Origin of the sequence: Trinickia sp. EG282A (assembly GCF_040965455.1) — a bacterium.
GTDB lineage: Bacteria > Pseudomonadota > Gammaproteobacteria > Burkholderiales > Burkholderiaceae > Trinickia > Trinickia symbiotica.
In genome coordinates this window covers 596,360-611,402 of sequence record NZ_JBFRCC010000004.1, presented here as the reverse complement: position 1 = coordinate 611,402, position 15,043 = coordinate 596,360, and the positions used below count along the sequence as shown (strand labels likewise).

11 protein-coding genes and 1 pseudogene are annotated in these 15,043 nt (G+C 64.1%); 6 read left to right on the top strand and 6 right to left on the bottom strand.

The window, feature by feature from the left end; all coding sequences use genetic code 11:
* Positions 1-51: 51 nt before the first annotated feature.
* From AB4Y31_RS21975 to AB4Y31_RS21955, 5 genes are all read left to right on the top strand, one after another.
* Positions 52-1,230, top strand: a complete 1,179-nt coding sequence (locus tag AB4Y31_RS21975) for an enolase C-terminal domain-like protein (RefSeq protein ID WP_368675766.1) — start codon at positions 52-54, stop codon at positions 1,228-1,230.
* Between the two features lie 16 nt (positions 1,231-1,246).
* Complete coding sequence (locus tag AB4Y31_RS21970; RefSeq protein ID WP_368675765.1) at positions 1,247-2,263, top strand: hypothetical protein; 1,017 nt, start codon at positions 1,247-1,249, stop codon at positions 2,261-2,263.
* The gene (locus AB4Y31_RS21965) at positions 2,260-2,946 is read left to right on the top strand and encodes a gluconate 2-dehydrogenase subunit 3 family protein (protein WP_368675764.1); all 687 of its coding nucleotides are present in this window, start codon (positions 2,260-2,262) and stop codon (positions 2,944-2,946) included. Before AB4Y31_RS21970 ends, AB4Y31_RS21965 begins: the two co-directional genes overlap by 4 nt.
* Positions 2,936-4,582 (top strand): GMC family oxidoreductase, encoded by a 1,647-nt coding sequence (locus AB4Y31_RS21960; RefSeq protein WP_368675763.1) that lies wholly within the window; start codon positions 2,936-2,938, stop codon positions 4,580-4,582. The genes AB4Y31_RS21965 and AB4Y31_RS21960 overlap by 11 nt, the downstream gene beginning before the upstream one ends.
* An 82-nt stretch (positions 4,583-4,664) precedes the next feature.
* On the top strand, positions 4,665-5,246 hold the full coding sequence (locus tag AB4Y31_RS21955; RefSeq protein WP_018443924.1) for a DUF3005 domain-containing protein: 582 nt from the start codon (positions 4,665-4,667) through the stop codon (positions 5,244-5,246).
* Between the two features lie 70 nt (positions 5,247-5,316).
* On the opposite strand, the gene cydB is transcribed toward AB4Y31_RS21955, so the two are convergent.
* Positions 5,317-6,330: a cytochrome d ubiquinol oxidase subunit II gene (gene cydB, locus AB4Y31_RS21950; protein WP_368675762.1), complete on the bottom strand. Its 1,014-nt coding sequence runs from the start codon at positions 6,328-6,330 to the stop codon at positions 5,317-5,319.
* Positions 6,317-7,756, bottom strand: coding sequence for a cytochrome ubiquinol oxidase subunit I (locus AB4Y31_RS21945; RefSeq protein WP_368675761.1), 1,440 nt, complete (start codon positions 7,754-7,756; stop codon positions 6,317-6,319). The genes cydB and AB4Y31_RS21945 overlap by 14 nt, the downstream gene beginning before the upstream one ends.
* A 249-nt stretch (positions 7,757-8,005) precedes the next feature.
* Here AB4Y31_RS21945 and AB4Y31_RS21940 point away from each other — a divergent pair, with 249 nt between their 5' ends.
* Positions 8,006-9,013, top strand: a complete 1,008-nt coding sequence (locus AB4Y31_RS21940) for an SDR family oxidoreductase (RefSeq protein ID WP_368675760.1) — start codon at positions 8,006-8,008, stop codon at positions 9,011-9,013.
* 135 nt (positions 9,014-9,148) lie between these two features.
* On the opposite strand, the gene AB4Y31_RS21935 is transcribed toward AB4Y31_RS21940, so the two are convergent.
* The 4 genes and pseudogenes from AB4Y31_RS21935 to AB4Y31_RS21920 form a co-directional block, all read right to left on the bottom strand.
* Positions 9,149-10,942, bottom strand: a complete 1,794-nt coding sequence (locus AB4Y31_RS21935) for a thiamine pyrophosphate-requiring protein (protein WP_368675759.1) — start codon at positions 10,940-10,942, stop codon at positions 9,149-9,151.
* A gap of 123 nt (positions 10,943-11,065) precedes the next feature.
* Entirely contained in the window at positions 11,066-13,828 is a 2,763-nt protein-coding gene (gene ligD / locus AB4Y31_RS21930) for a DNA ligase D (RefSeq protein WP_368675758.1), read from the bottom strand.
* Positions 13,829-13,868: 40 nt separating this feature from the next.
* Positions 13,869-14,684 (bottom strand): annotated as a pseudogene (locus AB4Y31_RS21925) (Ku protein); the annotation flags it as partial.
* A 160-nt stretch (positions 14,685-14,844) separates the two neighbouring features.
* The gene (locus AB4Y31_RS21920; RefSeq protein WP_018443916.1) at positions 14,845-15,003 is read right to left on the bottom strand and encodes a DUF1328 domain-containing protein; all 159 of its coding nucleotides are present in this window, start codon (positions 15,001-15,003) and stop codon (positions 14,845-14,847) included.
* Positions 15,004-15,043: the final 40 nt, after the last annotated feature.

The window sequence follows — 15,043 nt, the reverse complement described above, 5'->3', positions numbered from 1 at the left end:
GCCGCTTGCTGATTGGTTCACGTTCGTAAGCATTCCCTTCGCAGAACCACGATGAACGCACATCAGGATTCGCCCGCCAACTCAGCACCCGGCGCCACGCCGATCAAAGACGCTTCCGACGACTTTCACGCCGCGACGGATACCACCCCTATCGCGGCCGTGCGCGCGCGGCCCTATAAAATTCCGACCGACCTGCCGGAAGCGGATGGCACGTTCGAATGGAATGCGACGACGATCGTCGTCGTCGAAATCGATGCGGGCGGCTGCACCGGGCTCGGCTATACCTATACCGATGCCAGCGCGGCGAGCCTCATCGTCGATACGCTCGCTCCTGAACTCCTGCATGCGGACGCGAGGCGCATCCGCGCGCTTTCACTGAAACTCTGGCGGCGCGTGCGCAACCTCGGCCGCTCCGGGCTCGCGGCGACCGGCATCTCGGCCATCGACTGTGCGCTCTGGGACCTCAATGCACGGCTCGTCGAGGTCCCGCTCGTGCGCCTGCTGGGCGGCAGGGCGCGCGAATGCGTGCCGATCTACGGGAGCGGCGGCTTCACGAGCTATACCGACGCACAACTGCGCGAGCAATTCGTGCGATGGGTCGAGAACGACGGCTGCCGGGCGGTGAAGATGAAGGTCGGCAGCGATCCCGCGCGGGATCCGCAACGCGTGAAAGCGGCGCGCGACGCCATCGGCGAGCGCGAGCTTTTCGTCGATGCAAATGGCGCGCTCACCGTCAAGCAAGCACTCGACTGTGCCGAGCGTTTCGCGCAGCACGGGGTTTCCTGGTTCGAAGAACCTGTCTCATCGGACGACCTCGCCGGACTCAATGCGGTGCGGTGCGCAGCACCGGCGTCGATGGATATCGCGGCCGGCGAATATGGTTATACGGCCGATGATTTTCGTCACATGCTCGAAGCTGAAGCGGTCGACGTCATGCAGGCGGATTTGACTCGCTGCGGCGGCGTGACGGGTTTTCTGCAAGCGGCTGACCTTTGCGATGCCTGGCACATCCCGCTTTCCGCGCATTGCGCGCCGGCGTTGCATCTGCACGTTGCCGCGGCGGCGCCGCGCCTGCGTCACCAGGAATGGTTCCACGACCACGTTCGCATTGAATCGATGCTGTTCGACGGCGCGCCGCGTCCACGGGACGGCGCGATCGTGCCCGATCTGTCACGCCCCGGCTGCGGTCTGGAGCTCAAGCGCCGCGACGCCGAGCGCTATGCGATATGAGCGCGCGGACGTCACGATGAGCCGATCATACGACGGACTGCTCACGGCGCTGGGCATTGCAGCGGGCATAGCAGGCGGAATCGCCGCGGCGAGGGCATTCACGAAACCGGCGCGCCGCGATGCCCCCGCGCTGCGGCGCTCCAAAGCGGTCGCGCCGGCAATCATCGAGCACGCTCGAGCGCGCCCATCAGCGGAAATGGCCACGCATATCGCCGCGGCGCGCGCTTTCAACCGCAGCTCAGCGCTGCTCGCGTGGTCGGCGCTCACCGATTCCGCCATCGAGCACTACCGCGGCTCGTATATCAATCCGGGCATGTTCGTGCCGCTTGCAGCGGGTGCACTGTCGCTGATCGCGGGCATCCACGGCGGCGCCGACCGCCTCGAGAGCACCCACAGCCTGCGCCGCGCGGTGTACATGGCCGCGGCGGGCGTGGGCATCGCCGGCACGGGCTTTCACCTCTACAACGTGCTGAAACGGCCGGGGGGTTGGAGCTGGCACAACCTCTTTTACGGGGCGCCGCTCGGCGCGCCAATGGCGCTGTTTTTATCGGGCACGCTCGGCGCGGTCGGCGAGAGGCTGCGCGACGAGCCCGCCGACGCTCCCTGCCTCTTCGGGATGCCGGCCGGCAAGGCGCTCGCACTGCTGACGGCCGCGGGACTCGCCGGCACCGTCGGCGAAGTCGGCCTCCTGCATTTCCGCGGCGCATTTCAGCACCGCGCCATGTATGCGCCCGTCTCCGTGCCGCCGGTTGCGGCCGCGTTGCTTCTGCGCGCGGCGCTCGCCACACCGCGCGAGCGCTGGTGGACACGTCTATGGCTGCGCGTCACGGCCGCGCTCGGCGCGATCGGCGTTGCGTTCCACACACGCGGTGTCGCGCGGCAACAAGGCGGCTGGCGCAACTGGTCGCAGAACGTGCTGAACGGGCCGCCGCTACCGGCGCCGCCGAGCTTCACCGCCCTTGCCACGGCCGGCCTCGCGGCATTGCGATTGCGCGAGACGGAGTTGCATGAAAGGGGAGGCCGCCAACCATGAACGAACCCGCTCGGTCGCGCTATCCGGGCTACGACGTGCTGGCGAAGCGCGATACGCCCTCGTGGGACGACGCTACGCGCGCCGTCATCGAGAAACGTCTCGCGCAACCGAATGCGCCGCGCTTTTGCACCGACACCGAATGGCGAGCGCTTTGCGCACTCGCGGCCGCCATCGTGCCGCAATCGCTCGACGAGTCCGTCGACGCCGAACATCGACGCTTCGCGCCGCCGCGCATCCCGGTGGCAGGGCTCGTCGATACGAAGCTCGCCGACGATGCCCGCGACGGCTACCGCGACGCGCGCCTGCCGCCGCTGCGAGAAGCCTGGCGAACCGGTCTCGCCGCGATCGATGAGGAAAGCCGCGCACGTCATCACGCGGCTTTCGCGGACCTGAGCGAAGAGGCCCAACTCGATCTGCTTTCCCGCATGCAGCGCGGCGAACTCGATCATCCGTCGTGGCGGGGCATGCCGTGCGACGTTTTTTTCAGTCTTCGTCTGCTGCACGACATCGGCTCCGCCTACTACTCGCATCCTCACGCCTGGAGCGAGATCGGCTTCGGCGGCCCGGCCAATCCGCGCGGGTATGTCCGCATGCAGGCCAATCGGCGCGACCCTTGGGAAGCCGTCGAAGCGCGCCCGGGCCGCGAGGCGCAAGCTGCAAAGGGGAACGCCCGTGCTCGATGACGCGATGCATACGCCGCGCGGCAAGAATGGCCGCGCGCCCGACGTCTTTACGATCGGCGGCTGGGTGCCGATGCGCGAGTACCCCGTCGACGAGCCTGTCGATTTCGCGATTATCGGCACCGGTGCGGGCGGCGGAACGCTCGCTTGCCGGCTCGCCGAGCAAGGCTTTTCGGTCGTGGCTTTCGATGCTGGCGCATGGTGGCGCCCGCTCGAGGAATTCGCGTCGGACGAGACGCACCAAGCGAAGCTTTACTGGACCGATGACCGCATTTGCGACGGCGACTGGCCGCTGAAGCTCGGCAGCAACAACAGCGGACGCGCGGTAGGCGGCAGCATGGTGCACTTCGCGATGGTCTCGCTGCGCTTTCGCCCCGAATGGTTCAAGTCGCGCAGCATGCTCGGCTATGGCGCGGACTGGCCCGTCGATTGGCGCGAAATGTGGCGCTATTACAGCTACGTCGAGGATGCGCTGAAGATATCCGGGCCCGTGCGCTATCCGTGGGGACCCGCAAGGCCCCGCTACCCCTACCGTGCGCACGAGCTCAATGAAGCGGCACTCGTCCTTGCGCGCGGCGCCGAAGCGCTCGGCATCCGTTGGTGCCCGACGCCGCTCGCAACGCTCTCCGCTCCACGCGGCCGCGCCCATCCCTGCGTCTATCGCGGATTCTGCGTGACCGGCTGCTCGACGAATGCGAAGCAAAGCGCGCTCGTTACGTGGATACCGCGCGCGGTTCGGGCCGGCGCGGAAATCCGCGACCTTGCCATGGTGGGCCGCATCGATGTCGATTCGAATGATCGCTGCACGGGAATCGAATATTTCCGCGAGGGTCGCTGGCAATTTCAGCGCGCTCGCAACGTTGTCGTTGCCGGCTACGCGATCGAAACGCCGCGCCTCTTGCTGATGTCCGCGACGTCGCGCTTTCCCGAAGGACTCGCGAACCGATCGTCAGGCCTCGTCGGCAAGAACCTGATGGTGCAGGCTAACCAGGCGGCGTGGGGGATCATGAACGAAGAGGTGCGCTGGTACAAGGGACCGCCTTCGCTCGCGATGACCGAGCACTGGAACTACACCGATGAAGGCAAGGACTTTTTCGGCGGCTATTGCTATATGAGCCAGGGCCCGTTGCCGAATGCTTGGGTTGCCGTGCAAAACGGACGTGGCCTTTGGGGGCAGACACTCCATGATGAGATGGCGAAGTACAACCATCAGGCGGGGCTCAAGATGGTCGGCGAAACGATGCCGCAGGAGACGAATCGGGTCACGCTCGCGGACGAAAAGGATTCGCTCGGCCTTCCGATCGCGCGCGTGACGCATTCATTCTGCGACAACGACAAGCGACTCATCGGTCACGCGCTCGACTTCATGGGCAAAGCGTTAGCGGCCGCCGGGGCTCGCGAAATATGGCTTCAAACCGACGACACGTGCCATTTGAACGGCACGGCACGCATGGGCGACGATCCACGCACCAGCGTCGTCAACGCCGATTGCCGAAGCTGGGATATTCCCAACCTCTGGATTTGCGATGGCTCGGTGTTCCCGACCGTGGGGGGCGTGAACCCTTCGTTGACCATTCAGGCAATCGCCTGCAGAACGGCGGACCGTATCGCAGCGATGCGCGCACGTGGTGAATTGTAAAGGCCTGATGGATAGGGCCGTCCTTGGCATGCCCGTTGCGACATATCAAAGGAGTGCACAAGTCCATTGTGGGGGAACCATCGTGCAAAATGCAGAGCAAAACCCGACCCAAGCGCAACAAAATGAAATAGCCGCAAAGAGTCCCGCCAAGACGCCGGCGGCCGGCACCGAGACGCCCGATGCCAAGACGCAGGCGCGCGAGTTCGGCAAAACGAAAGTTTCCACGTCGCCCCAGTCTGTCGCCGCGAAGAATCCGGCGCCTTTACCGCCGATCGAACATGGAACGTCGGGGGATGAGAGCGGCGACCCGGTCGAACGCGCAAACGCGCGGATCGCGTCCGTAGACAATAAGGGCATGGCAGCGTCCGGCAACACCGTGGATACCGACGGCAAGGGCCTCGAGGCCCGGCGTGAGGAATCTCAGTGGCAGGACAACATCGTCTACTCGAACGCGACGACCGAGAACTCCGTGCCGATACCGGACGAAGGTCTCGTCACCCTCGATACACGCGCCGGCGGCACGATGCCTGTGATCTCGACGCGGGAAGGGTGGCGCATCGAGCGGCGCGGCATCGTCGATATCGACAGCGTCAACGGCGCGCGCGGCGAGCAAGTGTTTTCGCTCGAGCGCGTGGAAGAAGGCGAAGGCGACGAGAAAAAGTAGCAAGCGTGAGGTGAAGACGGCGAAGTCTTAGTCTCAGCCGTTCTTCACCGATCCCGTCCTGCCTCGATCGTCATTCGTGCCCATACCCGGCATGGCCGCGCGCCTTTCCTCTGAACACCCAGTACGACCAGACCACATACATGATGAGGATCGGCAACACGAACGCCGTGCCGATCATGAGAAACTCGTGCGTGACGGTCGACGATGCCGCGTCCCATAGCGTCATCGAGGGCGGCGCAATGTAGGGCCAAAGGCTGATCACGAGCCCCGTGAACGAAACGAAGAAGAGTCCCACCGAGCAGACGAAAGGCAGCACTTCGCGCTTGCCGCGCGCGCCCCAGACGAGCAGCGCGGCGAGCGCCACCGTCACGATCGGCACCGGCGAGAAGAATGCAATGTTGGGCCAGCTGAACCAACGCGCCTCGATGCGAGCGCTCATCAACGGCGTCCAGAGGCTCACCGCTGCAATAAAGATGAAGACGAGCACCATGACGCGCTGCGCGACGTGGCGCGCCCACTGCTGCAAATCATGCTCGGTCTTCATGATGAGCCAGGTGGCGCCTTGGAGTGTGTAGCCGGCGATGAGCCCAAGGCCCGTGAAAATCGGAAACGGCCTGACCCAATTCCAGCTCGTCCCGATGTATTGACCGTTCGCTTGCGGAAATCCCTCGACGAACATACCGAGCACCACGCCTTGCGCAAAGGTGGCAATCAGCGAACCGATGCAGAAGGCGACGTTCCACAGCGCCTTGTTCGCTTCGGGCACCCCGCGAAACTCGAACGCCACGCCGCGAAAGACGAGGCCGAGCAACATGATGAGTACCGGGAAGTAGACGGCCGGCACGACGATCGCGAATGCGCCTGGGAACGCGGCGAGCAACGCCGTGCCGCCGAGCACGAGCCAAGTCTCGTTGAAATCCCAGACGGGAGACACGGATTCGATCATGAGGTCGCGATCCGCCTCTGACTTGCGTAGCAAGAATAGAATGCCCACGCCGAGATCGAAGCCGTCGAGCAGGATATACATCAGCACGCCGAAGCCGAGAATGGCCGCCCAAAGCGGTACGAGGTCAAGCGGATGCATCGTCGCCTCCCGTGCCAGGGACGGACGCGGCTTCGTTGCGCGTCGAATCGGACGAACCTCGCACGGCCGACAGCGGCCTCGCCGCGCGCTTCTCGGGCTTGATTGCGGGCGGCTCCTCGGGTAGGGTCGGGCCGATGTGGACGAGCCGCTTCATCAAGACGAGCCCGGAGCCGAAAATCACGATGTAGCAGATGACATAAAGCGCAAGCGACAGCGCGACATCGCCGGTTGTGAGCGACGGCGTCACTGAATCGGCGGTTCGCATCAATCCATAAACCGTCCAGGGCTGACGGCCCGCCTCGGTGGTCGTCCATCCGGCGATCACCGCGATGAATCCGATCGGCATGGCGGTGCGCGCGAGCGCGAGCCACGTCCGATTCGCGTAGAGCTTTCGTCCGCGCCAGAGCGCCAGGCCCCACCCCACCACGACCAGCATCAATACCGCTATCAGCACCATGATATGAAAGGCGAAGAAGACGATCGGCACCACAGGCCGGTCTTCGCGCGGCCAGTCCTTCAAGCCGTGCACGAGCCCGTTCGGATCATGTGTCAGATAGATGCTGCCAAGCACGGGAACGGAGATTTCGAAGTGGTTGGTCTCTTTCTCGTCGTCGGGAATCGAGAATAGATTGGCCGGTATGCGCCGGCCCGTGTCCCATAGGCCTTCCATCGCGGCGATTTTCACAGGTTGATACTTGAGCGTGTTGAGGCCGTGCGCATCGCCTAACGCGATTTGCAACGGAACCATCACAGTCAGAAAAAAGAGCGCCATGTTGACCATGACGCGACTCTCTTCCGGAGCACGCCGCTTGAGCAGATAGTGCGCCCCCGTGCCCAATATGACGAAGGCCGTCGTCACGAGGAACGCAGTCACGGTATGAGCGAGCCGATAAGGGAACGACGGCGTGAAGATCACGGCGAGCATGCTGTCGGGCACGAACTTGCCGTCGACCATGTGAAAGCCGCGTGGCGTTTGCATCCAGCTATTGACGGCCAGAATCCAAAAGGAAGACATGAGCGTGCCGAGCGCGACGAAGATCGCCGAGAACGCATGTGCCCACTGCGGCACGAGCTTGCGGCCGAACAACAACACGCCGAGGAACGCGGATTCGAGAAAAAACGCCGTCAGCACCTCGTAAGTCATCTGCGCGCCGATGGCACTCGACGCCGCGGCCGAGAAGCGACTCCAGTTCGTTCCGAACTGAAACGGCATGACGATTCCCGATACCACGCCCATGCCGAACGACACGGCAAAGATGCGAAGCCAGAAGACCGAGAGCCGGCGATAGACATCGCGTCCGGTCGCCCACCACAGCACTTCCAGCGTCGCGATGTAACAAGAAAGGCCGACGGTGAATGCGGGCAAAAGGATATGTAGCGCGATGACCCAGGCGAACTGCAGACGGGAAAGGACAAGTGCGCTCATGACAAGGGGACCGTTGTAACAACGAAAGGGAAAGCACGAGGCGGGTTGCAGCAAAGGCAATGCCGCTTGCGCGCACGCGCCGGCTCCGGCAATGAAACGGCGGCTACGCGCAGCGCACACAGCTTCATCGATAGAAGGTATGCGCGGCATGCGTCATGCAAGAGAACGCGAAGACGGATGCAAAAAGACGCGGACGCCGCGGGCTTGACGCATCCGTCGAGGAGAAGTTCGACTTCAAGGAGACTTGCCATGCCGCACTCCCCCTTGCCGAAAGTCGTCGTCGTGACCGGCGCGAGCGCCGGCGTCGGCCGTGCCGCGGCGCTCGCCTTCGCACGTGAGGGCGCCGATGTCGCGCTGATCGCTCGCGACGCGCACGCGCTCGAGGACACCGCCCAGGCTGCACGCGCACTGGGGGTCAAGGCGCTGCCGATTGCAATCGACGTGAGCCAGGCCGATGCCGTGGATGCAGCGGCGGAGCAAGTCGAAGACTCGCTCGGCCCGATCGATGTCTGGGTCAACAACGCAATGGTAACCGTATTCTCGCCGGTCGCACGCATCGCGCCGGCCGAGTTCGAGCGTGTAACGGACGTGACCTATCTCGGCTACGTCTGGGGGACGATGGCGGCACTGAAGCGGATGACCACGCGCAATCGCGGGGTCATCGTCCAGGTTGGCTCGGCGCTCGCCTATCGAGCCATCCCCCTACAATCGGCTTACTGCGGCGCCAAGTTCGCCATTCGCGGCTTTACCGATGCCCTGCGATGTGAATTGGAGCATGAGAAAAGCGGCATACACGTGACAATGGTGCAGATGCCGGCGTTGAACACGCCGCAGTTCGACTGGGCCCTATGTCGCACGCCGGGCGCCCCGCGGCCCGTCGCGCCCGTCTATCAGCCCGAGGTCGCGGCGCGCGCGATCGTCTGGGCCGCGCTGCACCGGCGCCGCGAAATGTTCGTCGGGCTTTCTTCCATCAAGGCTATCCTCGCGACGAAGGTCGCGCCCGGTCTACTCGATCGCTATCTCGCGCGAAAGGCTTACGCGGCGCAGGAGCGCGACACACCGCCCGCGCCCGGGCGGCCGGTCGATCTGTGGCAGCCGGTCCACGGCGCGCACCGCATACGCGGTCGCTTCGATGCGGAGGCAAAAGAGACGTGCGCGTCGCTGCAACTGGACATGCATCGCGGCGCGATCGGAACGGCGCTCGGCCTCGCACTCGTGGCACTCATGGCGAGGCGTTGGGCGACGCGTCGTGCTTAGCGTCCGCATCGTCCATTAGATTGCCGGCGAGCAGCACACGACTCGCCCTCGGCGGAGTCCGACGCCCTGGGCCGGCCCCTGCTCATGGAAGCCGGCCGATCGGGCTTGTCGTTCTCATCTCACGATCGTCGGTCATCACTCCTTTTTGCCCGGCAGCACGGAAGCCATCACTTGCTTGGCGGTATCGGCGATGATGTGGCGCTCTTGCGGGTCGCCGTGCATGAGCGTTCGAGCGAAGTGACGCGCCTGCTGCAGCGTAACGTGAGGCGGTAGCGGCGGAACCTCGGGATCGGTCTTCACTTCGAGCACCACTGGCTGACGCGCGGCCAACGCCTCGTCCCAAGCCGACGCGATTCCCTCCGCGCTATCGACGTAGATGCCCTTCAAGCCGATCAACTCGGCGAAGCGGTGAAACGGCACGTTCGGAATATCCTGAGAAGCTTCGAACTTCGGATCGCCCTCCATCACGCGTTGCTCCCACGTCACCTGATTGAGGTCTTCGTTGTTGAGCACCATGCAGATCCAACGCGGATCGGCCCAGCGCTTCCAGTATTTGGCGACGGTGATGAGCTCGGCCATGTTGTTCATCTGCATGGCCCCGTCACCGACCATCGCAATGACGGGCCGGCCTTGGTGCGCGAACTTCGCGGCGATTGCGTAGGGCACCGCGGCGCCCATCGACGCGAGACCGCCTGAAAGCGAGCACATCATGCCGCGCTGTATCTTTAGATCGCGCGCATACCAGTTCGCGCACGAACCCGAATCGCTCGTCAGAATCACGTCATGCGGCAAGCGCGGAGAGAGCGTCGTAAACGGCAATTGCGGATTGACGCCGACCTTCGCCGCCTGGTGCGCGCGCTTGTCGAGCGTCTTCCACCATTCGTCGGTCCAGCCGACTATGCGTTTGCGCCAGCTATCGTCGGTCTTCTGATCGAGCAGCGGCAGCAACGCACGCAGCGTTTCAGCTGTGTCTCCGACGAGGTTCACTTCCATCGGATAGCGCAAGCTCAGCATGCCAGGGTCGATGTCGATCTGTACGCCACGCGCTTCGCCTTCCTTCGGCAGGAACTCGGAGTAAGGGAAGCCGGATCCGATCATGAAGAACGTGTCGCAGCTCGTCATGAGCTCCCAGCTCGGCTTCGTGCCGAGCAAGCCAATGGATCCCGTCACCCATGGGTACTCGTCGGGAACCACGGCCTTGCCGAGCAGCGCCTTGGCGACGCCGGCGCCGAGCTTCTCGGCAACCGCGATGACCTCGTCGGTCGCATGCAGCGCGCCGGCGCCGACGAGAATGGCGACGCGACTGCCGGCGTTGAGCACATCGGCGGCGCGCGCGAGCTCAGCGGGCTGCGGCACGACACGCGGACGAGCATAGCCCACGCCCGAATGCGCCGTGCCGTGCTTGCGCGGCGGCGGTGAAAATTCGAGCTCCTGCAAATCGTTCGGCAGCACGATGGCGGTGACGCGGCGTTCGCCGAGCGCGATGCGCACCGCCCGGTCCACCATATGCCGCACCTGCATGGGAACGCTTGCCTGCTGCACGTACGAGCCCGCGACATCCTTCAGCATGGAGGCGATATCGATCTCCTGCTGATAGTGCGCGCCGAGCCCGGCGCGCGCCTGCTGTCCGCAGATGGCAAGCACCGGCATATGGTCGAGCCGCGCATCGTAGAGCCCCGTGACCAGGTGAGCCGCGCCCGGGCCCGAGGTCGCGATGCAGACGCCGAGCTCGCCCGTAAACTTCGCATGGGCGCTTGCCATGAACGCCGCCATTTCCTCGTGGCGCGCCTGAATGAACTCGATCTTTCCTTCCGCTCGGTTGAGCGCGCCGAACACCCCGTTGATGCCGTCTCCGGGGAAGCCGTACATCCTGCGCACGCCCCATTGATGCAGTCTTTCAACGATGAAATCGCCTACCGTTTGCGCCATCTGTGCCTCCACATTGCGATGAGCCCTAGCAATGCAAGGCGCGCAAGGAGCGAGCCTGAACCGCGAAACGCGCGTGCGCGGCGACGGTCCGTCGGTCCCTGCGTCACAGCAGCCCGCCGAAGGCTAGGATTCCATTCCCAGCCTGTCCCTCATCTCGCGCGTGATGCGCTGCTTGACGCGCGCATAGTCTTTCCACGGATCTTCCTTCAGCGCGTCGAGCCGCTCATGGACGTTCGCGACGTTCCATTGCGCGCCACCCGTCGTCTGTTCGACCTCGTCCCAGCCGAGCGGCACCGATACCCCCATTCCGGCCCTTGCGCGCGGCGAAAACGCGACGACGGTGCTCGAGCCGCGGTTGTTGCGCAGATAGTCGATGAAGATCCGGCGACGCCGGTTCTGCGCGCCCATCTTCGCGCTGAATCGATCGGGCAACGTCGATGCCATATGCTGCGCCGCGGCCTGCGCGAACGCCTTCACTTCATCCCAGCCGGCCTGTTTGGCGATCGGCACGACGACGTGAAACCCCTTGCCGCCGCTCGTCTTGCACCAGGACCGAAGACCGAGTTCCTCGAGCAGCGATCGCGTCAGCAGCGCCGCTTCTATCATGCGGTCCCAACCGAGCGCGGGATCGGGATCGAGATCGAAAACGATCCGGTCGGGCTTCTCGAGATTGGACGCCACGCCATTCCAGGTATGAAGCTCGACGGTCCCCATCTGCGCCACGCCGATCAGCGCCTGCAGGTTGTCGATCGTCAAGAGCGGCGGATGTCCCGGATCGAGCCCTTCGTGCTGCGTGACGAACGGAATTTCGAGCCGGCTCGTGTGCTTCTGGAAGAAGAGCTCCCCATCGATGCCCTCTGGCGCCCGCACGAGCGCGAGCGGACGGTCCTTCAGATGCGGAAGGATCCATTGCGCAACCGATTCGAAGTAATGGACGAGGTCGATCTTGCGAGTATCCGTCGATTTGTCCATGACTCGATCGGGATGCGAGATCCGCACGCCGGCAATCGTTTCTTCGGCTGCGGCCTTTTTGCGCGCGCCGCCGCCGCCCTCTGCCTTGCGGCGAGTCGATGCAGCCTTGCGCCCGGACGGCTCCGGCGACGCCTCGTCGTTCGTGGCTTGACCGCTCATATTGTCCCCTTTGCGCGGGCTTTCCTGCACGATGTCGTGCGCGGGCTTGTCGCTGCGCAAGCTGATGAACGAGGCTTGGCGTACGATTCCCTCGCTCGTCCATTCCGAGAAATTGCACTCGGCCACGAGTTCGGGCCGCACCCAATGAACGCGGGTGCGGCTGCGCTCACGCGGTACTTCAGCGAACGGCATCTTCTTGGCCTCGCGCGCGTCGAGCTCCTTCTTCACCGCGGCAAGCGTGGAGGTGTCGAACCCGGTGCCGACGCGTCCGGCATATTTCAGGTTCCCCTGTTTGTCGTAAACACCGAGCAGCAACGCACCGAAGCCCGAACGGCTTCCCGACGGCTCGCTATATCCGCCGATGACGAACTCTTGCCGACGGCGGCAGCGCAGCTTCACCCAACTGCCGCTGCGCCTCGATACATAGTGACTGTCGCGCTGCTTGCCGATGATCCCTTCGAGTCCCATATCGCAGGCGCTCTGCAGCATGTCGCCGGCATCGAGCGCGAAGTCTTCGGAGAAGCGGACGGTATCGCTCTCGACGCTTTCCATCAACGCGCGCAGCAGTGCCCGCCGCTGCACGAGCGGGACCTTGCGCAAGTCATACCCGTTGAGATAAGGCAGGTCGAAAAGAAAGAACGAGATCTGCTGAGGTTGTCTCGCATCGAACGCATTCTGCAATGCCTGAAAATTCGGCACGCCGCGCTCGTCGAGGACAGTGGCCTCCCCATCGATCCACGCCGTATCGACGCCGATCGCGGCCAGCGCTTCGGACTGCTTACCGAATTTCGCCGTCCAGTCGAGTCCATTGCGCGTGAAGATCCGCACTGGCTTTTTCTTGTCGCGCCGATCGATGCGCGCAAGAGTCCGGTAGCCGTCGAACTTAATCTCGTAAGTCCAGTCGTCGCCGTGCGGAGGCGAATCGACCAGCGTGGCGAGCTGGGGCTTCAACTCGGAGGGCAACGGCGCCTTGACGGCCCCTTCGATCGCCGGATTCTGCGCGAGCTCGCGCAGCGAATCGGTGCTGCGCGTCGCGACGATGTCGGGGCGAGAGCTGCTCGCCCCGCCCGCATGGGGTGCTTTAGCGGGCACCGCCAGCTGCCCGGAAGCGCCTCGCGCGGCGCGGGTGGTCACGGCCTTTCCGTCATGCGCCGCGCGCGCACGCGGCTGCCCCAAAACGCTGCCGGGGCGCTCGGCAACGACGTCGAACTCCGCCTCGCCACGCGCTTCTTCGTCGCGCTCTTTGATCAGTAGCCATTGCTCCTTGTCGCCGCTGCCTCGCATGCCGCTCCTCACGAGGGCCCAGCCGCCGTGGAGCTTCTTGCCGTCCAGCCAGAATTTCAGCTTGCCGGCTTCATAGTCCTTGCGCGCTTGCTCCACACCGCCGACGGGCTCCCATGTACCGCGATCCCAGACGATCACGGTACCGGCGCCGTAGTTGCCCTGCGGTATCTCACCTTCGAACGAGCCGTATTCGAGCGGGTGATCTTCGACATGGACCGCGAGCCGCTTCACCGACGGGTCGAGACTCGGCCCCTTGGGGATCGCCCACGATCGCAGCGTGCCATCCAGTTCCAGCCGAAAATCGTAATGCAGGCGCCTCGCGTGGTGCTCCTGGATCACGTAAGAAAGTGCGCCGGGGGCATGCTTCGGTGCGGAATCCCCTCGGCCGCGCCGCGCGGCGCGCGCGCCGGATGGCTCCGGCGTGTCGTCGAAGCGCCGCTTTTTCCGGTAGGTTTCGAGTTTGTCCGACATCGTCGCCGCTCCGCTCGTTCGATTGGCTTACCCGCGCTCAGGCAGCATGCTTGCCCTTGCCGCGCCCGAGGCTGCGCTTGAGCAGTTCCGACAAATCGACGACGTCGGCCGTGGCGCGCGTGCGTGCCGGCGCCTTGGCACCCTCGCTGATCTCGCTGGTCTTACCCTCGCGCACCTTTTTGTCGACGAGGGCCAGGATGTCCTCTCGAAACGTGTCGTGGTACTCGGAGGGATTCCATGTTTCGGTCATGTCCTCGATGAGCTTTTTCGCCATGTCGATCTCACGCTCGGATACGCCCGCCGTCTTGGCGTCTTCCGGCGGCACCGAGAGATCGTCGATGGGCAGAACCTCGCCTCCCCACCGCAGCGTGTTCAACGCGAGGATGGGCCCCGCTGGAATCAGCGCGGCCAGATGCTGCTTGTTGTGCAGCACCACATTGGCGATGCCGATCTTCCCCGTTTGCGCGAGTGCTTCGCGCAACAGCGCATAGGCCTTCTTGCCCTGGCGCTCGGGCACCAGGTAATAAGGGGTGTCCAGATAGAGAAAGGAGACCGTATAGGCCTCGACGAACGAAAGAATATCGATCGTCTGCGTCGATTCAGGGCTCGCCGCGCGGATTTCCTCGTCGGCAAGTAACACGTAGTGGCCCTTCTCGTACTCGAAGCCACGCACGATGTTCTCGCGCTTCACCTCTTTTCCAGTGCGCTTATTGATCTGCTTATAGCCGACCGGGTCGGCTGTTTCCTTGTCGATCAGATTGAAGCTCGTGCGCTCGGGGCGCGTTGCGGGATGCAATTGCACCGGCACGTTGACGAGGCCGAAACTGATCGCCCCTTTCCAGATAATGCGTGACATGGCGGCTCCTTCTCATCGGTACCTGTTCACGCAACAGGCAACTGAAGGTTAATGCATCAAATGCGCCAACGCATGGAACGGTTGAGCACCCACCATTCGATCGACGGGTCCGGCGATGGGCCGGCCGCTTTCACCTGCGCGGCCGGCCGTGCCCCGAACGTCATCGGAAGACACCAATCAACAGCGTCGCGAGGAAAATGACGAGGAAAATGAAGAACAGTATCTTCGCGATCTCGGCGGCGCCGGCGGCAATGCCCGTAAAGCCGAACACGGCGGCGATGAGCGCGACGATGAAAAAGATGACGGCGTATCGAAGCATGTCTTCCTCCTGGGTTGAAGTGCGGCGCGCCAGTAGCGTT